Source organism: Streptomyces sp. NPDC033178 (assembly GCF_055577685.1).
In genome coordinates this window covers 1-26,472 of the sequence record NZ_JBVIPT010000034.1, presented here as the reverse complement: position 1 = coordinate 26,472, position 26,472 = coordinate 1, and the positions used below count along the sequence as shown (strand labels likewise).

Annotated in this window: 27 protein-coding genes and 2 pseudogenes; 23 read left to right on the top strand and 6 right to left on the bottom strand. The window is 69.1% G+C overall.

The genetic code is table 11. From position 1 onward, the window contains the following. The first annotated feature begins 19 nt into the window (after nucleotides 1-19). The 5 genes from ACZ5VQ_RS47195 (at nucleotide 20) to ACZ5VQ_RS47175 (ending at nucleotide 5,038) form a co-directional block, all read left to right on the top strand. Complete coding sequence (locus ACZ5VQ_RS47195; RefSeq protein WP_469110414.1) at nucleotides 20-1,231, top strand: FAD-dependent oxidoreductase; 1,212 nt, start codon at nucleotides 20-22, stop codon at nucleotides 1,229-1,231. Then, entirely contained in the window at nucleotides 1,228-2,154 is a 927-nt protein-coding gene (locus ACZ5VQ_RS47190; protein ID WP_469110413.1) for an alpha/beta fold hydrolase, read from the top strand. Before ACZ5VQ_RS47195 ends, ACZ5VQ_RS47190 begins: the two co-directional genes overlap by 4 nt. Before the next feature lie 18 nt (nucleotides 2,155-2,172). Next, complete coding sequence (locus tag ACZ5VQ_RS47185) at nucleotides 2,173-2,970, top strand: N-acyl homoserine lactonase family protein (RefSeq protein ID WP_469110412.1); 798 nt, start codon at nucleotides 2,173-2,175, stop codon at nucleotides 2,968-2,970. Between the two features lie 77 nt (nucleotides 2,971-3,047). Beyond that, nucleotides 3,048-3,944 (top strand): LLM class F420-dependent oxidoreductase, encoded by an 897-nt coding sequence (locus tag ACZ5VQ_RS47180; RefSeq protein WP_469110411.1) that lies wholly within the window; start codon nucleotides 3,048-3,050, stop codon nucleotides 3,942-3,944. After that, nucleotides 3,941-5,038, top strand: coding sequence for a zinc-binding dehydrogenase (locus ACZ5VQ_RS47175; RefSeq protein ID WP_469110410.1), 1,098 nt, complete (start codon nucleotides 3,941-3,943; stop codon nucleotides 5,036-5,038). The genes ACZ5VQ_RS47180 and ACZ5VQ_RS47175 overlap by 4 nt, the downstream gene beginning before the upstream one ends. An 83-nt stretch (nucleotides 5,039-5,121) precedes the next feature. On the opposite strand, the gene ACZ5VQ_RS47170 is transcribed toward ACZ5VQ_RS47175, so the two are convergent. From ACZ5VQ_RS47170 to folD, 3 genes are read right to left on the bottom strand one after another with little or no spacing between them, the layout of a single operon-like run. Beyond that, nucleotides 5,122-6,192, bottom strand: a complete 1,071-nt coding sequence (locus tag ACZ5VQ_RS47170) for a maleylacetate reductase (protein ID WP_469110409.1) — start codon at nucleotides 6,190-6,192, stop codon at nucleotides 5,122-5,124. Then, nucleotides 6,189-7,085, bottom strand: a complete 897-nt coding sequence (locus tag ACZ5VQ_RS47165; protein WP_469110408.1) for a dioxygenase family protein — start codon at nucleotides 7,083-7,085, stop codon at nucleotides 6,189-6,191. Before ACZ5VQ_RS47165 ends, ACZ5VQ_RS47170 begins: the two co-directional genes overlap by 4 nt. A 3-nt stretch (nucleotides 7,086-7,088) precedes the next feature. Continuing rightward, nucleotides 7,089-7,946, bottom strand: a complete 858-nt coding sequence (gene folD / locus ACZ5VQ_RS47160) for a bifunctional methylenetetrahydrofolate dehydrogenase/methenyltetrahydrofolate cyclohydrolase FolD (RefSeq protein WP_469110407.1) — start codon at nucleotides 7,944-7,946, stop codon at nucleotides 7,089-7,091. A gap of 301 nt (nucleotides 7,947-8,247) precedes the next feature. Between folD and ACZ5VQ_RS47155 the strand changes: the two genes are divergently transcribed. The 9 genes from ACZ5VQ_RS47155 to ACZ5VQ_RS47115 all read left to right on the top strand — a co-directional run bounded on the left by ACZ5VQ_RS47155 (nucleotide 8,248) and on the right by ACZ5VQ_RS47115 (nucleotide 17,405). After that, complete coding sequence (locus ACZ5VQ_RS47155) at nucleotides 8,248-9,660, top strand: aminomethyl transferase family protein (RefSeq protein ID WP_469110406.1); 1,413 nt, start codon at nucleotides 8,248-8,250, stop codon at nucleotides 9,658-9,660. 77 nt (nucleotides 9,661-9,737) lie between these two features. After that, complete coding sequence (locus ACZ5VQ_RS47150) at nucleotides 9,738-10,577, top strand: SDR family NAD(P)-dependent oxidoreductase (protein WP_469110405.1); 840 nt, start codon at nucleotides 9,738-9,740, stop codon at nucleotides 10,575-10,577. Further along, a complete protein-coding gene (locus tag ACZ5VQ_RS47145; RefSeq protein ID WP_469110404.1) occupies nucleotides 10,574-11,596 on the top strand; it encodes a PDR/VanB family oxidoreductase in 1,023 nt (340 codons plus the stop codon). Before ACZ5VQ_RS47150 ends, ACZ5VQ_RS47145 begins: the two co-directional genes overlap by 4 nt. A gap of 57 nt (nucleotides 11,597-11,653) precedes the next feature. Further along, a complete protein-coding gene (locus tag ACZ5VQ_RS47140; RefSeq protein WP_469110403.1) occupies nucleotides 11,654-12,805 on the top strand; it encodes a serine hydrolase domain-containing protein in 1,152 nt (383 codons plus the stop codon). Between the two features lie 14 nt (nucleotides 12,806-12,819). Continuing rightward, a complete protein-coding gene (locus ACZ5VQ_RS47135) occupies nucleotides 12,820-13,998 on the top strand; it encodes a cytochrome P450 (RefSeq protein ID WP_469110402.1) in 1,179 nt (392 codons plus the stop codon). 59 nt (nucleotides 13,999-14,057) lie between these two features. Beyond that, nucleotides 14,058-14,804, top strand: coding sequence for an SDR family NAD(P)-dependent oxidoreductase (locus ACZ5VQ_RS47130; protein ID WP_469110401.1), 747 nt, complete (start codon nucleotides 14,058-14,060; stop codon nucleotides 14,802-14,804). A gap of 28 nt (nucleotides 14,805-14,832) precedes the next feature. Then, nucleotides 14,833-15,423 carry a nuclear transport factor 2 family protein gene (locus ACZ5VQ_RS47125; RefSeq protein ID WP_469110400.1) on the top strand — a complete coding sequence of 197 codons (591 nt, stop codon included), beginning with the start codon at nucleotides 14,833-14,835 and terminating at the stop codon, nucleotides 15,421-15,423. Nucleotides 15,424-15,459: 36 nt separating this feature from the next. Next, complete coding sequence (locus ACZ5VQ_RS47120; protein ID WP_469110399.1) at nucleotides 15,460-16,467, top strand: NADP-dependent oxidoreductase; 1,008 nt, start codon at nucleotides 15,460-15,462, stop codon at nucleotides 16,465-16,467. Nucleotides 16,468-16,592: 125 nt separating this feature from the next. Next, nucleotides 16,593-17,405 (top strand): SDR family NAD(P)-dependent oxidoreductase, encoded by an 813-nt coding sequence (locus ACZ5VQ_RS47115; protein WP_469110398.1) that lies wholly within the window; start codon nucleotides 16,593-16,595, stop codon nucleotides 17,403-17,405. A 34-nt stretch (nucleotides 17,406-17,439) separates the two neighbouring features. Here ACZ5VQ_RS47115 and ACZ5VQ_RS47110 read toward each other — a convergent pair whose 3' ends face one another. The 3 genes and pseudogenes from ACZ5VQ_RS47110 to ACZ5VQ_RS47100 all read right to left on the bottom strand — a co-directional run bounded on the left by ACZ5VQ_RS47110 (nucleotide 17,440) and on the right by ACZ5VQ_RS47100 (nucleotide 19,354). Further along, nucleotides 17,440-17,577, bottom strand: a complete 138-nt coding sequence (locus ACZ5VQ_RS47110; RefSeq protein WP_469110397.1) for a hypothetical protein — start codon at nucleotides 17,575-17,577, stop codon at nucleotides 17,440-17,442. 202 nt (nucleotides 17,578-17,779) lie between these two features. Then, nucleotides 17,780-18,630, bottom strand: a pseudogene (locus ACZ5VQ_RS47105) (IS5 family transposase). 76 nt (nucleotides 18,631-18,706) lie between these two features. Continuing rightward, complete coding sequence (locus ACZ5VQ_RS47100) at nucleotides 18,707-19,354, bottom strand: type III effector protein (protein ID WP_469110396.1); 648 nt, start codon at nucleotides 19,352-19,354, stop codon at nucleotides 18,707-18,709. 127 nt (nucleotides 19,355-19,481) lie between these two features. Here ACZ5VQ_RS47100 and ACZ5VQ_RS47095 point away from each other — a divergent pair, with 127 nt between their 5' ends. The 9 genes and pseudogenes from ACZ5VQ_RS47095 to ACZ5VQ_RS47055 form a co-directional block, all read left to right on the top strand. After that, on the top strand, nucleotides 19,482-19,913 hold the full coding sequence (locus ACZ5VQ_RS47095) for an Hsp20/alpha crystallin family protein (protein WP_469110395.1): 432 nt from the start codon (nucleotides 19,482-19,484) through the stop codon (nucleotides 19,911-19,913). A gap of 102 nt (nucleotides 19,914-20,015) precedes the next feature. Then, complete coding sequence (locus ACZ5VQ_RS47090; protein WP_469110394.1) at nucleotides 20,016-20,417, top strand: DUF2267 domain-containing protein; 402 nt, start codon at nucleotides 20,016-20,018, stop codon at nucleotides 20,415-20,417. Nucleotides 20,418-20,469: 52 nt separating this feature from the next. After that, nucleotides 20,470-20,913: a DUF2267 domain-containing protein gene (locus tag ACZ5VQ_RS47085; protein ID WP_469110393.1), complete on the top strand. Its 444-nt coding sequence runs from the start codon at nucleotides 20,470-20,472 to the stop codon at nucleotides 20,911-20,913. Nucleotides 20,914-22,051: 1,138 nt separating this feature from the next. Continuing rightward, nucleotides 22,052-22,390 (top strand): helix-turn-helix domain-containing protein, encoded by a 339-nt coding sequence (locus ACZ5VQ_RS47080; protein ID WP_469110392.1) that lies wholly within the window; start codon nucleotides 22,052-22,054, stop codon nucleotides 22,388-22,390. Nucleotides 22,391-22,504: 114 nt separating this feature from the next. Continuing rightward, the gene (locus tag ACZ5VQ_RS47075; protein ID WP_469110445.1) at nucleotides 22,505-22,708 is read left to right on the top strand and encodes a beta-propeller fold lactonase family protein; all 204 of its coding nucleotides are present in this window, start codon (nucleotides 22,505-22,507) and stop codon (nucleotides 22,706-22,708) included. A 151-nt stretch (nucleotides 22,709-22,859) separates the two neighbouring features. After that, complete coding sequence (locus ACZ5VQ_RS47070; protein WP_469110391.1) at nucleotides 22,860-23,510, top strand: transposase; 651 nt, start codon at nucleotides 22,860-22,862, stop codon at nucleotides 23,508-23,510. Between the two features lie 186 nt (nucleotides 23,511-23,696). Continuing rightward, complete coding sequence (locus tag ACZ5VQ_RS47065) at nucleotides 23,697-24,809, top strand: IS110 family RNA-guided transposase (protein WP_469110390.1); 1,113 nt, start codon at nucleotides 23,697-23,699, stop codon at nucleotides 24,807-24,809. Nucleotides 24,810-24,849: 40 nt separating this feature from the next. Beyond that, entirely contained in the window at nucleotides 24,850-25,845 is a 996-nt protein-coding gene (locus tag ACZ5VQ_RS47060) for a Mu transposase domain-containing protein (RefSeq protein WP_469110389.1), read from the top strand. After that, nucleotides 25,842-26,378, top strand: a pseudogene (locus ACZ5VQ_RS47055) (ATP-binding protein); the annotation flags it as partial. The gene ACZ5VQ_RS47060 and the pseudogene ACZ5VQ_RS47055, both read left to right, overlap by 4 nt. Nucleotides 26,379-26,472 lie beyond the last annotated feature (94 nt).

Genomic DNA, 26,472 nt, shown 5'->3' with positions numbered 1-26,472 from the left:
GCCGCTGGGAGAAACGACTGTGACCCAACCATCCACCGACGTCCTGATCGTCGGCGCCGGTCCGGTGGGCCTGCTCACCGCGCTCGGGCTCGCCCAGGCAGGCCTGAGCGTGACCGTCCTCGAACGCGAGGTCGGCATCGGCGACTCGCCACGGGCCATGACCTATCTCTGGTTCGTCCTGGACGGCCTGGCCGAACTCGGTGTTCTCACCGACATGGAGCGCGAGGGCGTGCGCTCCCTCGACGGGCTGACCCTGCGGGTCCCCCGCACCGGGGAGGTCATCGAGTGGGGCCGGGTCTCGCTCGAAGAGATCACCGGACGCCCCTACAACAACATCCACCTGGGCCAGGACCGGCTCGGCGAGATCGCCCTGCGCAGCTTGCGGGAGCAGCCCGGCGTCTCGGTCCACTGGAACACCACCGTCACCGGCCTCACGCAGGACGACGACGAGGTCCGTGTCACCGCGGACGGCCCTGACGGGCCCGCCGAGTTCACCGCCTCCTGGGTGGTCGGCACCGACGGAGCGAGCAGCACGGTCCGCAAGGCCCTGGGGCTCGGCTTCGACGGCCTCACCTGGCCGGAGCGGTTCGTGGCGACCAACGTCCGCTACCCGTTCGACGAATACGGGTTCAACGACGCCAACATGGTCGTCGATCCCCGGTACGGCGCGGTCGTCGCGAGGATCGACGACCAGGGGCTGTGGCGGGTGACGTACGCCGAGGACGCGGCGCTCCCGGCCGAAGGGGTCCTCGAACGGGTACCGAGGTTCTTCGACACGTTCATGCCGGGCTCCAAGGAGTTCGAGCTGGTGCACCACTCGCCCTACCGCCTGCACCAGCGGGCCGCCGACCAATTCCGGGCCGGCCGGGTCCTGCTGGCCGGCGACGCCGCGCACGCCACCAACCCCACCGGCGGGCTCGGCCTGACCTGCGGACTGCTCGACCTCTTCGTGCTGCACCCGGCGCTGGCCGCCGTCGTACGAGGCGAGGCCCCGGCGGACGTACTGGACCGCTACGCCGACGACCGGCGGCGGAAGTTCCTCGACATCGCCTCGCCCATGGCGAGCGAGTTCAAGCGGCTCGTCTACCACTCGACCGACCCCGAGCGGCTGGAGTCGGATCTGGCCGGACCCCGCTCGGTCGCGGGCGATCCGGAGAAGGTGCGGTCCGCTCAACTCGGCATGGCGCAGTTGCGTTCGCCGCAGCTCGTCCCCACGGCGGCGACCTCATGAGCAGCCGAGGATTTCGCTGGGTGGGGTCGATGTACGTCGAGTGGGAGAAGCCCGACGGGCTCGGCGCGTCGACCCCGATCGTGCTGGTCCACGGCGGCGGCGGTCAGGGCACCGACTGGCTCGGCACCCCCGACGGCCGCCCGGGATGGGCACGGCTGCTGGTGGATCTCGGCCGGCCCGTGTACGTGGTCGACCGGCCCGGCTACGGGCGGGCCGCGGGTATCGGCGGCCAGGAGAGCGGGAAGCGCGGACCCGCGGCCACACCGGAGATGACAGCGGGACTCTTCGCTTCCGGCGCCGACCCCCGGCACACCCAGTGGCCGGGTCCGGGCGGGCCGGACGACGACGCCGTCATCCAGCTCGCGGCGAGCTCGGCGGGCGTCCACCTCGACCAGGCCGCCGCCCAACAGCGTGACGGTGACGCACTCGTACGGCTGCTGGAGAGCATCGGCCCCGCAGTGGTCGTGACCCACTCCCTCGGTGCGCCGGCCGGCTGGCTGGCCGCCGCGGCCAGCCCGGACCTCGTCCTGGCGGTCGTGGCCCTCGAACCGCCGGGGCCGCCGTTCCTGCACGCCCCGCAGATGGGTCTGTCCCTCAAGTGGGGGCTCACCTCCGCTCCGCTGGCCTACGACCCGCCCGTCACGTCCCCGGAGGAGCTGAGGCAGGCGTCCACGCGGACCGTGCCGGGGCTGGCGGGACTGCCGGTGGCGGTCGTCGAGGCCGAGGCGTCGCCGCTGGGCGGTGGAGCGGGGGCCGTCGCGGCGTATCTGCGGGAGGTGGGCGCCCGCGCCGACCACATCCGGCTCGCCGACCACGGAGTCCGTGGCAACGGCCACGGCATGATCCTCGAACTCAACAACAGCGAGGTTCTCGACGTCGTCCTGCGCTGGCTGGAGACGGTCTCACCCACGTCCTCTGCCTGATCAACGAGGAGGAGAACCATGGCACTTGGCGAGGCAACCGTGACCCGGGTCTGGGCGCTGGAGGGCGGCACCATGACCCTCGACGCCTCGACGCTCGTACTGTTCGGACAGGGTCAAGTGACGATCCCGGTCCCGACGTTCCTGATCGAGCACGATCGGGGCCTGCTTCTGTACGACACCGGCCTGGTCCCTGACGCGGCCGACGATCCCGAAGGCGTCTACGGTCCGGCGCTGGCGCACATGAACCTCAGTTTCCGTCCGGAACAACGAGTCGACCGCCAGCTCGAACGCCACGGCTTCAGCACGAGCGACGTCACTCACGTCGTACTGTCGCACGCGCACATCGACCACGCCGGTGGCCTGTACCTGTTCTCCAAGGCGATGCTCTTCGCCGGCGAGGGTGACCTGCCGTACGCGTTCTGGCCACCCTCGCCCGCGCTGCGCGCCCCGTATCGCCTCGCGGACCTCCAGGCGACCATGGGCTTCAACTGGAACCTGCTGCCGGGCGATCACGACGTGTTCGGCGACGGGTCGGTGCGCATCCTCGCGACGCCGGGACACACGCCCGGTCATCTCAGCCTGCTGGTGCGGACGTTGGAGGGACATCTCCTCCTCACCGGCGACGCGGTGCACCTGCGTCAGGCGTGGGATCAGGTCGTGCCGATGGGCGTGGACCACAGCGGAGACCGGTCGGTCCGTTCCATCCAGCGCATGCGACGTATCGCCGACGCGACCGGGGCACGGGTGTGGATCAACCATGACCCGCAGGACTGGGCGAGATACGGCAGCGGTCCGGTGACGCTGGGTCCCGCGTGAGCGAGCGAAGCGGCAGACAACTCCTCGGCAACCAGCAACCAGCAACCGGCAAACCAGCCAGGTAAGTAGGAGGACGAATGAAATTCGCGATCGGATTCGCGACCATCGGTGCGTCAATGGAGCCGGGCGGTCTGGCCAGTCTCGCCCGGACCGCGGAGGAGCTCGGCTACGAGTCGATCTGGTCCGTGGAGCATCCCGCCATCCCGGAGAACTACGTCTCGACGTATCCGTACAGCCCGACGGGCCGGATCGAGGCGCCTTCGGAGGCCCCGCTGCCCGATCCCTTCACGCCGCTCGCGTACGCGGCGGCGGTCACCACGCGGCTTCGGCTGGCCACCGGCGTCTGCATCCTTCCGCAGCACCACCCGATCCAGCTGGCCAAGGTCTGCGGAACCCTCGACACGCTCTCCGGGGGACGGCTGATGCTCGGCATCGGAATGGGGTGGCTGCGCGAGGAGTACGAGGCGCTCGACTGCGACTTCGACGACCGTGCGGCGAGGGCCCGGGAATCCGTCGCGGCGATGCGATCACTGTGGACCGAGTCGCCCAGCGAGTTCCACGGCCGCTTCTACGACTGGCCGCCGGTCTACTCCGCACCGAAGCCGGTCCAGGCGGGCGGGGTGCCGATCCACGTGGGCGGACACACCGACCTGGCCGCCAAGCGCGCCGCCCGCTACGGCAACGGGTTCTTCCCCGCCGTGGCCGGACCGGAGGCCCTGGCACCCCTGCTGGAGACGTTGCGGGCCGAGTGCGACAAGGTCGGGCGCGACTACGACGAGATCGAGATCAGCGCCGGCGCCACGCAGAACCTCAGCGCGGGCGTCATACACGGCTACGAGAAGCTCGGCGTCAAGCGCGTCTTCGTCGTCCCGAACGGATTCTCGCAGGAGGAGGTCCGCGACGGACTGGCCCGCTACGCCGAGACGGTCATGGCGGAGATCGGCGCCGACCAGCCCGAAGCGGTGACCTCATGAAGGCGGCCACCGCTTCGGCGAGCGGCAACGCCGGACAACTGCCCGACGAACAGGCCTGGATCATCCAGAAGCCCTCGGTCGGCCGCTATGCGCCGGACTGTCTGCGTCTGGAGGAGCGGGCGCAACGACCGCTGGAGGAGGGTGAGATCCGGATACGCACCGTGTATCTGTCGCTCGATCCCTCGTATCTCACACAGTTGCGGCTGGGGGAGGCGGCGTACGTCGTGCCGCTCGACGTCGGCGACGTGATGAAGGGAGTGGTTCTGGGGGTCGTGGAGGAGACGCGTGCGCCGGACTTCGAGCCCGGCGACGTCGTGACCGCACTCGCCGACTGGTCGACGCATCCGGTGCTCGCGACCGGTGCCGGGGGTCCGGTTCCGCCGGCCAGGATCGCGCGGCAGCCCGGCGTACCGCTGAGCGCCCACCTGACCGTCTTCTCGCACATCGGCCTGGTGGCGATGATCGGGATCGGCGAGATCGCCCGACCCTCGGCGGGCGAGACGGTCCTGGTCTCGGCCGCCGCCGGGGCGGCGGGAATGCTGGCGGCCCAGATCGCCCAGGCCTACGGCTGCCGGGTGGTCGGAATCGCCGGCGGCAAGGAGAAGTGCCGGTTCCTGCTCGACGACCTGGGCCTCGATGCCGCCATCGACTACCGCGGGGAGAGTGTGGACGAGGCCCTGGGCCGGCTGTGCCCCGAGGGCGTCGACGTGTACTTCGACAACGTCGGGGGCGAGATGCTCGACACCGTGCTGCTCCACCTCGCGCAGCGGGCGCGCGTGCTGCTGTGCGGAGAGATGTCGCAGTACGACCTGCCCGACCCGTCCCAGCGATACGGCCTGAAGAACACGTTCCGCCTCGTGCTGGCCAGCGCCCGGATGGAGGGCTTCATCCCACCGGCCCACGCCGACCGCTACGAGGCGATGTTCACCGAACTGGGTCGGTTGTTCATGACCGGGGCCATCCGGCACCGCCCGCACATCGTGGACGGCATGGATGAGGTGGCGACCGCGCTGACGCTGCTCGTCACCGGTGGCAACCAGGGCAAGCTCATGGTCCAGGTCTCGGACGACCCCTGGGACACCGTCGTCGGCTGACCGGGCTCCGGGCCGTGGCCGAGGTCCCCGCACGGCGAAGGCCCACCCTGCCCGGGTGGGCCCTCGCCGTCTCCCGGCCGTCGTCATGGGTGGCCGGGAACCGAGCCGCGCCAGGCGCGTTCGAGGAGAGCGCGTACGCCGGCCGCCTCGACCGGTGCCGGGTTGGCGTACGGGGAAGCGAGGACGCCGCGGACCACGTCGTCGAGAGTGTCGTGACGCAACCCGAGATCACGCAACCGGGTCGGGGCCCCGATGCCCACGGCGAACTCGTGCAGCAGGACACCGGCGTCCGCGTTCGGCTGGCCCAGGCTTTCCGCGACGACGGCCGCCGCCTCCGGTGCGGCCCCGGCGTTGTGGGCGAGGACGTGCGGCAGTACGACGGTGTGCGCCGGGGCGTGCGGCAGACCGAGGCCTCCGAGCACATGACAGAGCTTGTGGTGCAACGACATGGTGGTCGAGTCCAGGCTCACCCCGGACAGCCACGCTCCGCGAAGAACCTCGGACCGGGCCTCCGGGTCGGTGCCGAGCCGTGGCAGGGCACGGATGATCCGCCGTACCGCCTCCGCCGCCACGAGGTCGGTCATCGGTGAGCGGTCCGGTGCGTAGAGCGCCTCCACCGCGTGGGCCAGCGCGTTGAAGGCGGAGGGCACCGCCGACCCGACCGGGAACGAGGCGAACAGGCCGGGGTCGTACAGCACCGTGCGCGGCGCGACCGCGGGGTCCCGGCCGGTGCGTTTGACGCCGCCCTCGGTCAGCCCCCACACCCGGGTCATCTCCGAGCCGGAGTACGTCGTCGGTACGGCGACGATCGGGATCCTCAGCGTGAGCGCGACCGCCTTGGCCAGGCCGACCGCCGAGCCGCCGCCGACGGCGACGAGACCGTCGGCCCCCGCGTCGGCACATTGCGCTCGCACCGCCTCGGCCTGCTCCAGCGGTACGTGCATGCGCGCGTCCCCGATGGCGGTTGCCTGCCGGGGACCGAGGATGTCCGTCACGCGCGAGGCATACCGGGGGCCGACGACCGCGGCCACCCGGGTCAGCCCGAGCGCGTCCGTCTCGGCCGCCAGGTCGTCGAGCGCGCCGTCGCGGAAGACCACCCGGATCGCGCGCTGCTCGTGGACGAACCCGTCCTCCGGGATGTCGGGCACCCTCATCCCTCCTCGGGACGCAGGGTGATCTCGATGTGCGCCTGCCGGAACGGGACGGACAGGCCGTAGGTGACGGCCCGTTCGGTGTCGCGCACCTCCTCGAAGTCCAGGACCAGACTCTCCTTCACCGCGAACACCGCGTCGGAGTCGAGGTAGGGGGAGCCCGCGACGAACACGTGGGTGGTCAGGGGCCGATGGCCCTCGGCACCGACGATGAAGTGGATGTGGGCCGGCCGGTAGGGGTGCCGGGCCGTGGCCTTCAGCAGCTGACCGACCGGGCCGTCGTCGGGGATCGGGTAGGCCGCGGGCAGGATCGTCCGGAAGTGGAACCGGCCGCGCTCGTCGCAGGTGAACAGGCCGCGGAGATTACGGTCGGGGACTTCGCCGGGCCGCTGGACATCGTAGAACCCCTTCTCGTCCGCCTGCCACACATCGACCAGCGCCCCGCCGAGCGGCGACCCGTCGGCGCCGAGGACCTGCCCGGTCACCAGCGTCGGTTCGCCGCCCGTGGCGAGGGAGATCGACTCCCCGAGCGTGCGCGGCGGCGAGTCGACCATGTGGAAGGGACCGAGCACGGTCGACTCGGTCGCCTGGACCGAGCCTGGTCCCCCGTGGTCCAGGGAGTCGACGAGCATCGACATGCCGAGGACGTCGGAGAGCAGCTGGAACTCCTGCCGTACGTCGGTGCAGGCGTGCCCGGTCCGGGTCAGGAAGTCGATCGCCGCGTCCAACTCGGCCTGGGTCAGGGCAACTTCCTTGGTGAACGCGTGCAGGTGCTCCACCAGCGAGGTGATCACTGTGCGCAGCCGGGGATCCGGGGTGTCGCGGAAGGCCTTGGTCACGACCTCCGCCGAACGTTCGGCGGAGAACAGGGGACGGCTGGGGGGTGCGGGTGTCATCGGTCAGTCCTTCGGGTGCGCGGCGGTCGCGGCCGCCAGGGTGTTGGCGAGCAGCATGGCGATGGTCATGGGGCCGACTCCGCCGGGCACGGGCGTCAGCAGACCGGCGACCTCGGCGACCGCCCGGGCGTCGACGTCGCCGTGCAGGCCGTCCGGGCCCCGGTGGATCCCGACGTCGATCACGGTCGCCCCGGGGGCCACGGCGTCGGCGCCGATGATCCCCGGCCTACCGGCCGCCACCACGAGGACGTCGGCCTGCCGGCACAGCTTGGTCAGGTCGCGGGTGCGTGAATGGCACACGGTGACGGTGGCATCGCGTTGCAGCAGCAGCCGCGCCATGGGCTGGCCGACGAGCACCGACCGTCCCACGACGACGGCGCGGGCGCCCTCCAGGGGTACGTCGTACGCGTCGAGCATCCGCATCACACCCGCCGGGGTGCACGGCCGCAGCCCAGGACGGCCCTGGGCGAGCAGACCCGCACTCGCCGTGGTCAGCCCGTCGACGTCCTTGGCCGCGGGGATGCGCTCGATCAGCGCCTGCGCGTCCAGGTGCGGGGGAAGCGGCAGTTGGAGCAGGATGCCCGAGACCGCGGGGTCGCCGGCCAGTTCGTCGATCAGCGCGGCGACCTCGCCCTGCTCGACCGTCGCCGGAAGACGGTGGTGCAGGTCTCGCATGCCGGCCCCGACGCACAGTCGGCGCTTGTTGCGGACGTACACCTCCGAGGCCGGATCGTCGCCGACGAGCACGGTGGCCAGACCGGGGGCCGTACCGCCCGCGGCCTGGTAAGCCTCCACGCCTTTCGCGACTTCCCCGCGGACCTGGCGTGCCAGGTCCGTGCCGTCGAGTGTTCCTGCGGTCATGCATCGCCTCCGAAGCGTCCTCGGGTCGGCCATCAGCACAGTTGTCTGCCTGCATGATTATTTGTCTGACAGCTGCTAGCCGACCGTCGTCTGCGTCGCACGCTAACCCATCGCGTACGCCCGGAAGACGGCTCCTACGGGGAGCAGGTACCGCGAACGCGTAGTTCTGCCCTATGTCGTCGGCTCCGGCCGGGCGCAGCATCGCCGGGACTTCTCCTGGAGCCGGGACTTTCCCCGAGGAGAGGAACCGTTCGCCGGTGCCGCCTACAGCGTCGTACCGCACCGACCAGAAAGGTTCGACATGGCCGACATGCCGCAGGTCAAGACCTTCCCGCACTCCCCGTTCGTGCCGTACGACCCCATCGTCCAGTTCTACGAGACCGAGGCGTGGGCCTTCGGCGGCGACGCGGAGGCGTGGGAGTACACGGGGTGGCGGGACGAGCTCCGGGCCGCGACCGAGTCCGCCTCGCTGCACGGCCACCTCAACCCCTCGCCCACGCTGCGCCTGACGGGCCCGGACGCGCTGCGCTTCCTGTCCAGCGTGTGCGTGAACAGCTTCGCCAACTTCCGGGTGGGAGCGTCCCGGCACGCGATCATGACGGACGAGCAGGGCCGGGTCGCCGCGCACGGCATGCTGCTGCGCCTGGCCGAGGACGACTTCATGACGTACTGGCTCTCGCCCTACCTGACCTACCGGCTGAGCCGCCGCCCCGACCTCGACGTGACCGCCGAGGACCTCACCGGCCAGGTGTTCCTCTTCCAGCTCAGCGGACCGAGGTCGCTGGAGGTCCTGGAGGCCGCCGCCCAGGAGAACCTGCACGACGTCAGGTTCCTTCGCCACCGGACGACGTCGATCGACGGGATGGAGGTCCGCGTCATCAGGATCGGCATGTCGGGCACGCTCGCCTACGAGGTGCACGGGCCGGTGGAGCAGGCGATCCCGGTCTACGAAGCCCTGATGGCGGCCGGTGAGGAGTACGGGATCCGCAGGATGGGTGTGCAGGCGTACATGTGCCAGCACACCGAGGGCGGCTTCGGGCAGGGCTACTACCACTTCCCGCTGCCCTGGGGCGAGGACGAGGAACTGGCGGATTTCTTCGCGGGGTTGGGCTTTCCCCCGATCGGCAAGCACCTGCGGCTGCACGGCAGCGCGGGCACGGACATGCCACGCCGGTACCGCAGCCCGTACGAACTGGGCTGGGGCCACATGGTCAGGTTCGACCACGACTTCATCGGCCGCGAGGCCCTCGAACGGGAGACCGCGGTCGGCGCCCGGACCATGGTCACCTTGGTCTGGAATCCCGAGGACGTCGCCGACGTGTATCTGTCGCAGTTCCGCCGGGGGGCGGAGCACCCGTACATGAACCTCCCCAACCACTTCATGTACGAGGTCGGCGACCGCGAGCACCTGCAGAGCCTGTGGGCCGACCGGGTCCTGGTGAACGGGCAGGACATCGGCACATCGTCCGGCCGCTGCTTCAGCGTGCACTCCGGCGAGATGCTCTCGCTCGCCACCGTGGAGACCGCGATCGCCGAGGAGGGGACCGAGGTCGTGGTGGTCTGGGGCGATCCCGGCACCCGCCAGAAGGAGATCCGCGCGACCGTCGCCCGCTTCCCCTACCTGGTGGACCCGGTCCGCAACGAGAAGTTCGACGTGTCCGTGATCCCGAGCAAGTTCCCGGCACTGGGCGAAGCGCGTACCGCTGACGCGTAGTTCTGCGCTACGGCGCCGTACGGCACGAAGCCGAGGATCGGCGCATCACCGGCTGAGCGAGGACAGAAGGGAAGACGATGAGGTCTTTGCGCGACAAGGTCGCCGTTGTGACCGGGGCGGCGAGCGGGGTGGGCCTGGGCCTCGCCGAGAGGTTCGCCGCGGAGGGGATGAAGGTCGTCCTGGCCGACATCGAGGAGGCACCACTGCGGGAGGCGGTCGAGCGGATCCGCTCGCGTGGGTCCGAGGCGATCGCGGTGCGTACCGACGTCCGTTTCGAGGAGGACGTCCAGCGGCTGGCGGACGCGGCCGTGGAGGCGTTCGGCGGTGTGCACGTCCTGTGCAACAACGCCGGCGTCGAGACCGGCGGAGAGTTCTCCGACATCCCGGCGGAGAGCTGGAAGTGGGTGCTCGACGTCAACCTGTGGGGTGTCATCCACGGGTGCCGGGTCTTCCTGCCCCTGCTGAGGCAGCAGGAGGAGGCGCACATCGTGAACACCGGTTCCGGCTCCTCCTTCTCCGCCACGCTGCCGGCCTTCGCCCCGTACATCACGTCGAAGTTCGCGGTGCTGGGTCTCAGCGAGAGCCTCGACATGGAGCTGCGGGCGGGCAACGAACCCGTGCGTGTGTCGTTCCTGGCGCCGATCGCCAAGACCCGTATGCCGGACGCGGAACGCAACCGGCCCGACGGGGTTCCGTCCAGCGTGGGCAACGCGGTGCACGACAAGGTCCTCGACACCATTCGCGCGGTCACGGCTCAAATCGGCCTGGAGCCCGCGGAGTTCGCCGAGCTGGTCGTCGACGCGCTCCACAAGGAACGGTTCTTCGTCGTCGTCCGGCCCGAGGACTCCGTGGCCGCGCTTGAGCAGCGCATCGCCTGGCTCCAGGGTGGCCAGGCACCCGAGCAGGCCAAGGCATGACCACGGCGGCGCTACGGCTCCGGGTGCGGACCCGGTTCCGTGCCTCGTCGACGGTCGCCGCGCTGGTCCTGGAACACCCCGAGGGCGCCGAACTGCCGGCCTGGGAGCCGGGCGCGCATGTCACCCTGCACCTGCCGGGCGGGCTTGAGCGCCAGTACTCGCTGTGCGGCGAACCGGCCGACCGCGGCACGTACCGCCTGGGCGTGCTCCTGGAACCGGCGGGGCGAGGCGGGTCGGCCTGGGTGCACGAGCACCTCTACGAAGGCGACCACATCGCCGTCTCGGGGCCGCGGAACCACTTCGAGTTGGTGTCGGGCGCCCGCCATCACTTCCTGGCGGGTGGCGTCGGGATCACCCCGATCCTGCCGATGGTGCGACGGTGCCAGGAGGAGGGGACGGACTGGCGGCTCACCTACTTGGGCCGGTCCCGCGAGTCGATGGCCTTTCTCGACGAGCTCGACGAACTCGGCGGGCTCGGCGGGCTCGGCGGGCTCGACGATGTCGGCGATGTCGGCGGGCTCAGCGATGTCGGCCGGGTCGACGGCCGCGTGCACGTCCACTGCGACGAGCAGTCCGGTGTCGCCGACATCGGGCAGATCCTCGGGGCCGCGCCCGACGACTGCCTCGTCTACGCCTGCGGTCCGGAGGGCCTGCTCCGCGCGGTCGAGACCGTCATGGCCACCCGGCCGACGGGCAGCCTCCGTGTCGAACGGTTCGCACCGCAGGATCCGGGCGGCGAGGCCGCACCCGAGCGTCCGTTCACCGTGACCTTCACCCGCTCCGGGATCACCACGGAGGTGCCGGCGGACGCCTCGATCCTCGACGTGGCCGAGAAGCACGGGCTGGCGATCGACTACTCGTGCCGAGAGGGAACCTGCGGCACCTGTGAGACGGCGATCCTCAGCGGCCGGGCGGACCACCGCGACTCGGTGCTCTCGCCGGAGGAGCAGGAGACCCACGAGACGATGCTGATCTGCGTCTCCCGGTCCCTGACCCCCGTGATCGAACTCGATCTGTAGCGCCGCCAGGCCAACAGACGGACAGGCGTCAACACACGGACAGGAGTGCAGTAACCGATGGGCCAGACAGGTTTCGCCCAGGACCGCCTCGACCGCTTCCGCGAAGTCGTCGAACGTGACGTGGAGTCCGGTCTCTACCACGGAGGTGCCTTCCGGATCGCGCGGGGAGGAGAGACGGCCCTCGACGCCGCGATCGGCTACGGCGACGCCGACCACACGGTCCCACTCCGGACGGACTCGGTCTTCTCCGTCTTCTCGGTGACGAAGGCGTTCATCAACGTCCTTGTGCTGCGCGCCGTGGAACGCGGCCTGTTCGGGCTGACCACGAAGATGGTCGACCTCGTCCCCGAGTTCGCGGGCGCACCACGCGACCGGGCCACGATCCTCCACTTCCTCACCCACACCACCGGCATGCCGGGCGTGTGGGAGCCGAAGCCCGGGCAGCCGTGGGACCGGCTCGACGAGACGGTCGCCGCCGTCTGCGAGCTCATCCACGGGACCAGCGAACCCGGCACCCGGTGTGACTACGCGCCCATGGCCAACCACGCCCTCCTCGCCGCGGCCCTGGTCCGCACCGACGCCGAGCAGCGATCCCTCGCCGAGATCCTGCGCCAGGACCTCTTCGACCCCTTGGAGATGCGCGACACGCACCTCGGCGTCCCTGCTGCGGCGAAGCACCGGCACATCGTCCCCGACCTGCGCGGCACCATCCCGATCACGGTGCTGTCCCACGAGAACGACGACGACCACGGACTCTTCGTCGCGGAGCACAACGAGTCCACCTGGGCCGGTGCCTCGTCCACCTCCGCCGACCTGTTCCGCTTCGCCGAGATGCTGCGGAGCGAGGGGACTCTCGGCGACGCACGCGTCCTGTCGCCGCGCACCGTCCGCCTGGCGCGGCAGGTGTGGACCGGGGACCTGCCCAACGAGCTCTACAAGGCGGTCGCCCTGCGCACGGGGTACGCCCCGCCCCCGGCGAACATGGGCCTGGGCTTCAACGTCCGCGGCCCGCAGATCGTCAACCACCAGCTCGGCACGCTGACGACGCCGGAGACCTTCGGCAACTACGGCGCGGGCAGCATGGTGTTCTGGATCGACCCCGCTCTCGACATCACCTTCGTCGGGATGACCGCCGGCCTCCTCAGCCAGGCCCGCAACATCGAACGCTTCGAACGGCTCGCCGACATCGTCGTCGGCGCCGCACTGTGAACCGGGGGCAGGCGATGACGACCACCGACATCCCGTGGATCACCGCGGACACCACCGACCTGCGCGAACTGGAAGAGGCCCGGGACAGGAGTTGGGTCGCGCGCAGCAGCAGGGGCTACGAAGCCCTCCGGTACGGCCCCGGCCTGAGCGTCCTCGAACACCCGAAGCTCCTCAAGGGTCCCTCCTTCCAGAAGCGGCTCGACGACCTCGGCATCGTCGACGGCGAGATCCGCAGGCGCTGGGACCAGGTCGTCACGACCACTGAGGGCGACCAGCGCAAGAAGATGCGCGTGCCGTTGGCGAAACTGCTGCGGCCGATGCAGATCTCGAAGCTGAAGGACACGGTACGGAAGACCGTCCACGACATCCTCGACGAGATCGACGACCCCACCGAGGTCGATCTGCTCGACGCGCTGGCGTGGAAGATCCCGTCCCGCATGTACTGCCACCTGGTGTCCGCGCCCATGGATCTGGCTCCCACGGTGGCCCGGCTCTCGGACAGCGTGCTCGGCCCGCTGCTCACCAACGACCATGGCCGCAAAGGGGAGTTCGTCGACGCCTTCTGGGAAGGCCTCGACTTCGTCCGCGAACACATCGACGCCCGGCGCGAGAACCTCGGCGACGACTTCACCTCGGCGATGATCAGGCAGCAACTGGCCGGTGACCTCACCGAGGAGGAACTCCACGCGGAGGCGCTGTCCATCCTGCAGGCCAGCATCGACAACACGGTCCACCAGACCGCCATCACGTTCGGGAAGCTCCTCGAAGAGCCGTCCCGCTGGCAGGACATCCTCGACGACCCGGCGAAGATCCCCGCCGCCACCGAGGAGGCGATCCGGCTGCGTCCCCGGTTCAACACCGTCTTCCGGCTCGCCGCCGAGGACGTGAAGATCGAGGGCTTCCCGATCGAAGCAGGCGCCTGGGTCTACGTCTCGGTCCGCGCCTCGCAGCGGGACCCGGACGTCTTCGACAACCCCGGAACGTGGCGCCTCGACCGCCCGGCAGTACGGCCGATGATGTTCGGCGCCGGCCCCTACAACTGCCTGGGCCAGCACCTCGCACGCCTGGAGATCAACGAAGCGGTTCTGGCCGTCGCCGAACGCTTCCCCCGGCTGCGGCTCACCGATGACTGGACGACACGGGAGACCAATGCGATCACCGAGGTCACCAGGCTCCGGGTCTCGCTCACCTGATCCCCGCCCAGCTCTCCGACTCTCCGAGGAACTCCCTCCTCTCCCCAAGGAAGCGATCAATGGCCCTCACTCACAAGGTCGCCGTGGTGACCGGCGCCGGCCGCGGCATCGGCCGTGCCGTGGCGGTACGACTGGCGAAGGACGGCTTCCACGTCGTGGCGGCCGACCTGGACGCACACGGCGCCCAGGACACAGCCGAGGCGATACGGGAAACGGGCGGACAGGCCGAGGCCCTGGCCCTCGACGTCACCGACCGGGCCGCCGTACAGGACGCGTTCGACGGCATCCACCGGCGCCTGGGACGGGTGGACGCGCTCGTCAACAACGCCATGTGGATCACGTACGCGCCCCTCGTCGACTTCGACGAGAAAGCGGTCGACGGCATGTTCGGGATCGGGGTGAAGGCGGCGATCTGGACCATGCAGGCCGCCATCCCCCTCATGAAGGCGCAGGGCAGCGGGGCGATCGTCAACCTGTCTTCCCCGGCTGCCGTACGCAGCGTCCCCGGCGGCGCGCTGTACGCGGCGGTGAAAGGCGCCGTCACCAGCCTGACCCTGCAGTCGGCGGGCGAGCTGGGCGCGGACGGCATACGGGTCAACGCCGTCATGCCCGGTTCCGTACCGACCGAGGGCGCCCGCGCCGTGGTCGACGACTCCGGCTTCGACCTGCGCAAGGCACGCACCCCGGTGGGACGTCTCGGCCGCCCGGAGGACATCGCCGGCGCCGTCGCGTTCCTCGTCTCCCCTGACGCGGGCTTCGTCACCGGGCACGTCCTGGCGGCGGACGGCGGATTCCTCGTGACCTGAGCGGTCTTTCAGACAGGAGCAACTCAGCATGATGAGCCACGAAGAGAGGTGCGAACGCGTCGAGATCCTTGATCTTCACGCGAGGTACGTCCACGCGGTCGACAGATCCGACTACGACACCTTGGAGAAGCGGATCTTCATCACCGAGGCCTCCTTCGACATGGCAGACGCCGACGGCCCGATCATGTCCTGGGCGCAGGTGAAGGAGTCGGACTTCATGGGCGGTTGGGGGTTCCAGCACTTCTTCCACATCACCTCGAATCCGCAGATCGACGTCGAGAGTGCCCTTGCCCCAGGAGAGCGAGCGCCGCCGCAGGTCGGCGACGGCGAGGTGCGCATCCGCGCCGTGTACCTGCCGCTGGCCCCCTCGATGTTCACGCGGATCCGCAGGACGGCACCCTGCATGCCCGCCGGGCTCGGCGACATGCTCATGAGTCAGACCGTCGGTGTCGTCGAGGAGTCGCGCCTTGAGGGCCGCCCTCGGCGAGCTGCTCGTACGCCGTGCCCATACTCGGCTCCTGGGTCACGGGCTGGAGGCGATCCCCGGCTCTTGGCGCTGCTGTTCGACGGCCGCAACACCGGCGAGTTGACAGCCCAAATCTCCCCACTGCCCTCGTGAACCGGAAAACATCCCTATGAAAGCGAGTGACTGCTCGTGAAGAACCACTCCTGGACGGTGGCGGAGCCCTCCGTCGGCAAGTACGACCCCAAGTGCCTTCGGTGGGAGGAGCGTGACCTCCCTGAAATGAAGGAGGGCCACGTCCTCGTCAAGACCACACTGCTCTCCATAGACCCCACCTCGCGCAACTGGCTGAAGCTGGACCCCGACACGACATACATACCTCTGGCGGTCGGTGACGTCATGATCGGCGCCGCCGTGGGAGAGGTAGTGGAATCGCGCGTCGAGGGGTTCGAGCCAGGCGATCTGGTCAGTGGCCTGTGGGGCTGGGAGGAGTACTCCATGGCCTCGCCGCAGTTCATCGGACGCCATGACCGCGATGACCGCATCCCGGACGAGGCATACCTGTCCGTCTTCTCCCACGTCGGGCGGGCAGCCGCGATCGGTCTCGTGGAGATCGGCCGGCTGAAGCCCTCGGACACGGTCGTCGTGTCCGCGGCGGCCGGAGCGACGGGGTCGATCGCGGTGCAGCTCGCGAAGGCGAAGGGCTGCCGTGTCATCGGCATCGCCGGTGGGGAACGCAAGTGCCGCTACGTCGTCGACGAACTCGGCGCCGACGACGCCATCGACTACCGGGCCATGGACCTACGGGAGGCGATCGCCGAGACATGCCCCCAGGGCGTGGACCTCTTCTTCGACAACGTCGGCGGCCCGACTCTCGACGCGGTCCTGGCGAACATGGCGTGGAACTGCCGCATCGTCGTCTGCGGTGCGATGTCCCAATACGACCTCGAAGACCCCGACTCGGCCTATGGCTGCACCAACCTCCCCCTCCTGCTCTACAAGTGCGCCCGCCTGGAGGGCTTCGTGGCAGCGGCGTACGTCGACCGCTACCAGGAGTTCGACGCCCTCCTGCGCCCCCTGTACGTCGAGGGGTCCATCACAGCGCGCTCTCACATCATCGAAGGGCTCGACAAGGCACCGGCGTCCATCTCGCTTCTGCTCGACGGCCGGAACGACGGAAAGCTGATGGTGAGGGTGTAGCCGACGGCAGGCAAGCTCGCCTTCAAGGACCTGCCCAAGGGCCGATAGCCACTTGCATTCAAGCGGGATTTCCGGAGTCACCACGGCGATCGAGCCGATCAGCCAGGACCCCAGGAGGAGTAACCATGTCTTTGGAGAACAAGGTCGCGTTCGTGACCGGCGCGGCGTCCGGTATCGGCAGGGCGACAGTGGATCTCTTGACTGCGCGCGGTGCGCACACCGTTGCCGTCGGCCGCAACAAGGAGACACTGGAAAAGGCATTCGAGGGCCAGGAAAACGTCACCGTGATCGCGCTCGACGTCAGCGACAGCGCGGCTGTGAAGGCCGCTTTCGAGCAGGTCGATCACGTTCACGGTCGACTGGACGTTCTGGTCAACTCGGCCGGTGTCAACGCTCCGACCCGTGAGGCCAACCAGCTGATCGTCGACGCGAATCTCAAGGCGCTCGACGACATGCGCAACGGCCGGATGCCCAGGTTCGACTTTCTGGAGGACACCACGGACGAGGACTTCCGTCGCGTCATGGAAGTGAACCTGTTCAGTCAGTTCTATACGATCCGTTCGGCCGCGCCGCTGCTCAAGCGAACCGGTGGCGGGTCGATCGTCAACATCTCAAGCGTCGCCGCGCTCGCCGGTGTCGCGATGCCCCTGTACTACCCGGCATCGAAGGCCGGCGTTCTCGGCCTCACACGAGCGGCGGCCTCGGAACTGGCCCCCTACAACATCCGGGTCAATGTCGTCGCGCCGGGATCGGTCGACACGCCGCTGATGCGCCAGCAGCCGGAAGAAGTCGTGCGATTCCTGGTCGGAACACAGAAGATTCCGCGTCTGGCGTCTCCCCGGGAACTGGCCGAGACCATCGTCTTCCTTGCCGACGACGAGACCGGCGGTTTCTACACGGGGCAGACGATCTCCCCCAACGCCGGAATCCACATGTGAGAGGCGTGGGAGCATTCACCCTTCGGTGGCCTTGTCAGGGTTGCCGTCCACCACTATTCCGGACCTCGTGGGAGGCATGCCGTTCGAGGCGGACGTCTTGGCTGGTGACGCTCTGGGAGAGGGCGAAGCCGAGCATGACGACCTTCTGGAGGTCGAGGCCGTAGGAGATCATGCGGTTGTACCGCCGTCGAGGACTGGCTCAAATCCCTCGCGCGACGATGGCGGGAAGCCCTTCGGACCCTTGTGTGCGGGGCGAGACGGCATCGTCTTCCGCGCACCGACGAAGCCGCGGTGCGTCGCGGTGGTCTACTGTCCCGCGCCCTTCGGTTCGGCTTTGGAGCGAGTCAGGCAGTAAGAGAGCATCTGATCAGTGTTCACGCTGATGCGAGTGGGATGTCCGTTTCGTTTCGCCTGGTTGGTGCAGTTTCTCCGGTCAGTTCGCGGGACATTTTGTTAGCCATGGCCCAGTGGATCATCGTCCGGGATCTCTGCGGGAGGGCTTCGTGGTCCCGCGCCAGGCGGCGGTGCTGCATCAGCCAGCCGAAGGTCCGCTCGATAACCCACCGTTTCGGCAGCGGCTTGAACCTCTTGGCCCGTGGCCGTTGAACCACCTCGACATCGATGCCCAGACCGGCGCCGTGGTTGAAGATGCTGTTCTGGTAACCGCCGTCGGCCCAGACCTTGGACACGCTGGGATGTGCCGCGGCCAGGTCGTCGAGCAGGAGCTTGCCCCCGGTGGTGTCGTGCACGTTCGCGGCGGTGACGAGGACGGCCAGTACCAGGCCGAGCGTGTCCGTGATCAGATGCCGCCTGCGTCCTTTGATCTTTTTGCCGGCGTCGATGCCCTGGCTGGTCTCGGCGACATTTGCCGAGGTCTTCACGCTCTGCGCGTCCACCACGGCCGCGGTCGGCTCTGCACGGCAGCCATGGAATCGGCGGGGCTTGTCGCGTAACAGGTCGTGGACCTGCTGGGTGGTGCCGTCGGCTTCCCACTTCGCGTAGTAGTCGTAGACGGTCTTGTACGGCGGGAAGTCGCGCGGCAGGTACTCCCACGGGATGCCGGTGCGGTTGATGTAGAGGATCGCGTTGACGATCTCTCGCAGGTCGTGCACCGGGCTGCCGTTCCGGGTCCGGTCCGTCTCGCCCGCCAGTCGTTGAAGACCGGTTCGATCAAGGCCCAGCGGGCGTCGGACACATCACTGCGGTACGGACGACGAACACTCACGCCTCATCCAACGACCGCCAACGGCGCCAGTCACAAAACCATCCCAGAACACCAACTACCTAGATCAGATGCTCCCTTAGCGACGGGTCGTTGACGGGGGTGTGAGGGTGTCGAGGCGGGCGGCGAGGTCGGGGTGGGCGGTGGTCAGGTGGGGGCGGGTGGCGGCCAAGGGGGCGATGAGGTCGGCGGGGTCGTCGTGGGCGAGGGCCGCGTGGAGCTTGTTGAGCGGGCGGCGGGCTGCGGCGGGGAGGTCGGTGAGGGCGGTGATCTGTCCGGCGAGGCGGCGTAGGTCGGCGGCGTTGGCGCGGGCCCAGGTGGCGGTGGTGCGGTCGGCGGCCCGGGCCTGGCGGGTGGCTGTCACGCGTTGCTCGCCGGTGGTCCCGGCGGGGCCGGGGCGGCCGCGCAGATAGCGGCGTTCGGCTGCCTGGCGGCTGGCGACGCCGAGGGGATGGGCGAGGTCGGCCCAGCTGGCGCCTGCGTCGCGTGCGGTTTCGATCAGGCCGGTCTCCCATCCGGCGAGCTGCTCGCGCACCTGGCGCAGCAGCATCAGGGAGGCCAGCGCCTGCTCCGGCCGGGGACCGGAAGCATCAAGGGCCTCCGGAGAGTCTCGCTTGGCGCCGTGCAGGGCGTCGTCTATGGCGTTGAGGGCCGCTGCGGCGGCAAGGAACGACGCCGGGCTGTGGGCGTTCGCGCTGGTCGTGGCCGGTTGATCGGATGCGGTCACGGACACCTCCTCGGGTTGTCATCCAATGGACGACACCGTGTTTGTCATCCATTGGATGACATGTTACAACGGTGTCAGTGAAGCGCATTGGCAGCAACTGCCTGAACCTGCTGGAGGTGTTTTCACGATGTTGATGCGCACTGATCCCTTCCGTGAGCTGGACCGGCTGGCGCAGCAGCTGATGGGCCCGGGCACCTGGTCCCGCCCGTCGGCGATGCCGATGGACGCCTACCGCGAGGGCGACGAGTACGTAGTGGCCTTCGACCTTCCCGGCGTCAGCGCCGACGCGCTTGACATCGACGTCGAGCGGAACATGCTCACCGTCAAGGCCGAGCGCCGGCCGGCGGCGAAGGCCGATGACGTGCAGATGGAGCTGTCGGAGCGGCCGCTGGGCGTCTTCTCCCGCCAGATCGTGCTCGCCGACACCCTCGACACCGAGCACATCAAGGCCGACTACGACGCGGGCGTGCTCACCCTGCGCATCCCGATCGCCGAGCGCGCCAAGCCCCGCAAGATCTCCATCGGCGTCGGCTCCGGCCGAAACGAGATCACCGGCTGACACCGGCCGGACGGGTGCGGAGGACAGGCACCTGATCTCCCCCCTTCCACCCCGCCCTCCGCACCCCGTGGGCAGTCCGAAGAGGAAGAGGTGGCGGCCGGGATGACTCTGCGACGCGAAGTGTTCCTCGATCACGTGAAGGAACGCGGCGAATACGGAACTGCGGAGGAAGCCGAGCGCGCGGCCCGCGTGGTGCTCGCCCTCCTCGGCGCGCATCTGGTCGGTGACGTCCGCGCCCATCTCGCGGCGCGCCTGCCGGAGGGCTACGCCCTGATCCTCCTCAACCCGCTGCAGAGCGCCGAACCGCTCCCCCCGGAGCGGTTCGTCCGGGCGACCGCCGCCTGGATCGAGGGCGCCACCGAGCAGACCGCGGCCTGGGACGTCAGCGCCGTGCTGTCCACCGTCGCCGACGCAGCCGACGATGACCTGCTGGGACAGATCCTGCTCCAGCTTCCCGCCGGCTACGACCTCCTCTTCGGCCGCCCCCAGCTCACCTGGCCATGACGGGTGATGCCCACCCCGGCACCGCCCCACTCCACGAAAGGCATGCACCGCAGTGATCTCCGACGCGCGCGTACCGCTTGAGCACCAGCAGCCGTACGGGACGGCGTATGAGCAGATGTTGGACAAAGTCCGCTACGAAGGCGCCTACCCCACCCGCGAGCGGGCCGACGAAGCCGTCCGCCTGGTCCTCGCGGGGCTGGGGCGCCAGCTGACCGGCGACGAACGCGTCGATCTCGCCGCTCGTCTGCCCTTGGAGGCCGCCCGCGTCCTCACCGCGCAGATCCCTGACACCCAGCCCCTCACCGGCTGGGCCTTCGTCAAGGACCTCGCCGCCCGCACCGGCGCCTCCCTGGCCACCACCCGCTGGGACACCGGATCCGTCTTCTCCGCCCTCGCTGCCTACGCAGGCCCCGACCTCATCACCCGCATCCTGCGCCAGCTCCCCACTGGCTACGCCCTGCTGTTCGGCCGCGCCGAACTCACCCCCGCCGCGTAGCCGGCGAGGCGCGTGCCCGGGGCAACGACTGCCGCGTCGCTGTCCACCCGACACCCCGGGGCCCACGAGGTGACCACCGCCGCCTCCTCGGCCGCCCATACCGACGTACTGGCGTGTGCGGTCGAGCGGATCGGGTGCCACGGGTATGCGTACGCCCACCGGTGAGCACGGCGCGGAGTGGGACCACGCCCACGAGGTGCGCACCGCGATCAACGCGTTCCGGCAGTCGGTCCGTTAGCCGGGAACGCCGGCAGCCTTCTGCTCGCGGTGGTACTCGACGGCGTTGCGGGCGACAAACCTGCGCCCGACCATGCCTGGCTGCCTACGAAGGCCTCGTCGCTGTTCGAGGTCGATTACCTCCCCGTCGAACGCACGGAAATCTATGTTGGCCGGAGTAGACATTAGGCGGTGGGGTGGTTATGGTTTCTCTCGTAGCCGAGATCAACAGGGGCCTGGCAGAGACGAACTGCCGGTCAGTAGTACGCAGTTGCAGTACCGCAGGACGGTGCGGTGGTGGAGTGCTGAAGCCAGGATTGTTGCAGGACGGCGACGGGACTAACGACCGGACCGGGTGGCCCGCGGTGATCAGGGGCCGCCGTGAGCAAGAGCGCAGTTACCGCAGGTGCAGTACCCGTAAGTGCAGTGAGCAGTACCCAGCAGCGAAGTAGGAGAGCAGCACCTCGGTGAAGGCGTCGGCTGCGGGCGCGCGTACCGGGAGGTTCGGCAGTGGGGTTCTAAGCCAGAGCAGACGCAGGACGGGCGACGGGGCTGGCTGCCGAAGAGTGGCGCTCACCCAGGCCACCAGCAGTTCGCATCACCAGTAGTGCAGAGCAGTGCGCAGTACCAGCAGTACGCAGTTCCCGTTGGCAAGTGTTGATCAAGAGGGAAGAACGGAGGAGCCGAGCGCCATCAGGATCGCCCGGGCGGACGTCTTGAGCCCGGGTACCGCAGGACATCGATAGTGAGGTGGTCTTCGGTCAAGCAACCGCGATCCCCGCATTCCCCGCCCTCTCCCGGGTGGCCATGCGGACACAGAAGGCCGGCGCAGTACCAGGGCCGGCAGATGGTGTAGCAGTTCCTTCGGGGCCCTGGCGCCAATGGCGCCAGGGCCCCTCCAGGCGTTCCACAGAGAGGTGCAATGACAGCAGACGACTCGTTCAACCGGCTCGATGACGACGACTACCCCGCCTACACCATGGGCCGGGCCGCCGAAATGCTCGGCACCACCCAGGGCTTCCTGCGCGCCCTCGGCGAAGCCCGCCTCATCACCCCGCTCCGCTCGGAGGGCGGACACCGCCGCTACTCCCGCTACCAGCTGCGCATCGCCGCCCGCGCCCGGGAACTCGTCGACCAGGGCACCCCGATCGAGGCCGCCTGCCGCATCGTCATCCTCGAAGACCAGCTCGAAGAAGCCCAGCGCATCAACGCCGAACACCGCCGCGCCGCCGACTCGGCAAACCCGACGAACGCGGCCTGAAGAGGCTGGAAACCGTCGACCTCTTCGGCGAGATCAGCCAGTGGAGCCAGGGCTGCTGAACCATGGATCGCCCAGACAGGCGATGGACTTTCTTGACGCCGGGAGGACCCGGCCCTGACAACCATCGGCGTCCTCGCCGTCGAACGCCACAGTGGCCTGAGGCCCGTCGGCTGGGTCTCCACCCAGGGCATCCGGCCGCGCTTCTTCGGGCTGGAGCCCTCAGGACAGCGGCCGTTCGCCGCCAACGAGGTCACCGACACCGTCGTCGGCTACGACCTCAACGCCGACGGCCGCCGCCTGCGCCCCCTCTGGCTTTAACGGCTGGTAGCGGCTCCACTCTTCCGGCCTGAGCTGGCTCCAGTGGTGGGGCGCTTGGGGGCGTTCAGGGGTTGTTCCGGGGCGAGTTGGCCCCACCCTCTTTGGTGCGGTGGGACTGTTGCAGTCGGGTCGCCACGAGGGGGCGAGGCCGGTGGACCTGTCGAAGGATGAGTTGTTCCTGCGGATCCGTCGTGATTCGTGGCAGGAGGGTCTGTCGATCCGGGCTCTGGCGCGCAAGTACGGGGTGCATCGTCGGCTGGTACGGGAGGCGTTGGTCTCGCCGTCGCCCAGGCCGCGCAAGACGCCGGTACGGCAGTCGCCGCGGCTGGAGCCGTTCAAGAAGACGATCGACGAGTGGCTCCTGCAGGACCTGGAGGCGCCGCCGAAGCAGCGTCACACCGTGAAGCGGATCTTGACCCGGCTGCAGCGGGAACTGGGGGCCGAGGTCGCTTACACCACGGTCTGGGACTACGTGTCCCGGCGCCGGCGCGAGATGGCCGAGGCTGCTCGGGCGACACCGGCGGCCGGGTTCGTCGTCCGGCACAACCGGCCGGGCATGGACGCGGAGGTCGACTTCGGCGAGGCATGGGTGGATCTGGCTGATCAGCGGACGAAGTGTTACGTGTTCGCGTTCCGTCTGGCCTACTCGGGCAAGGCGGTGCACCGCATCACCACTTCGTGCGGGCAGGAGGCCTTCCTGGACGGCCATGTTCACGCGTTTGGGGTGCTGGGCGGGGTCCCGGGCGGCCAGATCCACTACGACTGTGAGGATGATCGGGTGCCGCTCCGAGCGGTGGCCTGACCCGCGCTACGACTGGCCTCGTGCCCTGAGTGTTGATCTGTCGGTCACCGCCCGGAGCGGCACCAGCTGCCGCCGGGCAGGGGACGTGTCCCGATAGGGGCCTTTCGCAACAGGCACCGTCACAGTCTTGACCTTCCCGGCCCGGCGTCGGCCACCGGTTCCGAGGCGATCAGGAGACAGGCGACCGTGCCCAGCATCACCCAGCCCGCTGCCCCGTGTCACGTCCAGGCCGCCGCCGCAGAGGAGGTCCTGCTCGGCGTCGACACCCACAAGGACATCCACGCGGCGGCCGTCGTCACGGTCCTCGGCGTCACCCTGGACGGTCGCACCTTCCCAGCCACCACTGAGGGCTATCGCCAACTCGTTGCCTGGGCCCGCTCCTTCGGCGCACTGCGACGGGCCGGGGTGGAGTGCACCGGCTCCTACGGCGCTGCACTGGCCCGTCACCTGCGGGCCGAGGGCATCGAGGTGACCGAGGTCAACCAGCCCGACAAGGCAGCGCGCCGGCGCCGCGGCAAGACTGACGCGATCGATGCCGAGGCGGCAGCCCGCGCCGTGCTGTCCGGACGCGCGACCGCAACCGCGAAGGCGAGCGACGGCCCGGTCGAGATGCTGCGGCTGCTCAAGCTGGCGAAGGGATCCGCGATCAAGTCCAGAACCCAGGCCATCAACCAGCTCAAGAGCGTCCTGGTTTCGGCTGACGCCGCTCTGCGCGAGTCGCTGGCAGGGCTGAGCAACCCGCGCCTGTTCAAGCAGTGCGCCGAGCTTGACGACACGGAGGCCGCAGGGCCAGCGGGCACCGCCCGGCATGTCCTGAAACTCCTGGCTCGCCGCATCCAGCACCTGACCGGGGAGATTGACGATCTGAACAAGCGCATAGCCGAGGACGTCGAAGCCAGCGTTCCCGGCCTGCTCGAAGTCCGTGGCGTCGGCCCAGACAGCGCCGCAACCCTGCTGATCTCGGCCGGCGACAACCCCGAGCGCCTCACCAACGAGGCGTCCTTCGCCGCCCCATGCGGCACCAGTCCCGTCGAGGCGTCCTCCGGCAAGACCCAACGACGTCGCCTCAATCGTGGCAGTGATCGCCAGGCCAACGCCGCCCTCTACCGCATCGTCCTCAGTCGTCTGCGATGGGACGACCGTTCCCAGGACTACCTGCAGCGACGGCTGGCCGAGGGCAAAACGCGCCGAGAAAACATCCGGTGCCTGAAGCGGTACGTCGCGCGCGAAATCTACCGACTGATCACCCCCGCCAGAACGGCCGTTGACCGCGCAGGCGCGGCTGAAACCGTGAGTTGACATCCATAGGGGCATCAACCTGTCCCCGGCTGTCTCTCGGGTGATCCACAAGAGCCGGTCGCGGGAGGAACACCCGAAGTGGGCTGACTTCAGGCGGCACTTCGCCTTCGTTCCCTTCTACTGCGAGCCGGGACTGCGCGGGGCACATGAGAAGGGCGGAGTGGAAGGCCAGGTCGGATACTTCCGCCGCAACTACCTCACTCCGGTCCCGCGGGTGAACTCGCTGGAGGATCTGAACGCGGCCTTCACGGAGTTCGAGCGGTTGGAGGAAGACCGGCGGATCGGCATGCGGATCCGCACGATCGGCCAGGACTTCGCGAGCGAGGCACCGCTTCTGCTGCCCCTGCCCGACTCGCCGTTCGAGACGGGGATCGTCTTCACGCCGCGGGTCGATCGCTATGGAATGATCGCCGTTCGGGTCTGCCGCTACTCGGTTCCGGCCCGTTTCATCGGCCGCACTGTCCGCGTCATGCTCCGCTCCAGCGAGCTGGTCGTCTTCCACGGCCGCACGGAGATCGCCCGGCACCCGCGGTTGACCGTCAAGGGCGCCGAGCGCATCGTGCTCGACCATTTCCTGGAAGTACTGCTGGCCAAGCCGGGTGCGCTGGCCGGCTCCGAGGCGCTGGACCAGGCCCGCCGTCTGGGCACTTTCACGGCAGCGCACGAGGCGTTCTGGGCAGCGGCGAAGACCTCGTTGGGAGACACCGAGGGCACCACCGAGTTGGTCCACGTCCTGCTGCTGCACCGGCATCTTGAACATCGCGACGTGGTCGCCGGGGTCCGGGCCGCTCTGGCAGTGGGCGCCTGCACCGCCGACATGGTCGCGCTGGAGGCCCGCAAGGCGGCCCAGACCGACGGCCGGTCACCGACCGTCACCAGCACCATTGCTTCCCCCGCCCCGCCAGAGCTGACGGACCCACAGGTCACCAGCCTGACCTTGCACCGGGCTGCCCGCTTGCCCGTTGACCAGCGGCCACTGCCCGCGCTGGGCAACTGGGACCAGCTACTGAACCGTCCGAGGAAGGAAACGCCATGACCGGCCCGCACCACACTTTGACCGAACCCGCCTCGGATGCCGCGATCGACACTGCGTGCCGCGTGCTGCGGCTGCCGACGATGCGGGCCCAGTTCGCCGACACCGTCGCCCGCGCCGAACGCGAGCACCTGTCCTACCGGGGCTTCCTCGCCGAGTTGCTCATGGCCGAGTGCGAAGACCGCGACCGCCGTCGGTCGGAACGACGAATCCGCACGGCGGGCTTCCCCCGGCAGAAATGGCTCTCGGACTTCGACTACAACGCCAACCCCAACGTCACCCCCGCAGTGATCAACAACCTCGCCACCTGCGAATGGGTCAAGAAGGGCGAGCCCTTGTGTCTGATCGGTGACTCCGGAACAGGCAAGTCTCACTTGCTGATCGGCCTCGGCACCGCTGCCGCCATGGCCGGCTTCAGGGTCCGCTATGCCCTGGCCGCCAAACTGGTGAACGAACTCGTCGAGGCCGCAGACGAGAAGCAGCTGACCAAGACCATCGCCCGCTACGGACGCGTCGACCTCCTCTGCATCGACGAGGGGCCTTGACCCGGAGTCTTGGACACGGGTTATGCGGCTGGGGCCAGGTTAGTTGATGTTGTGTCGAGTGCGGTTTCGTAAGCGATGGGACTGC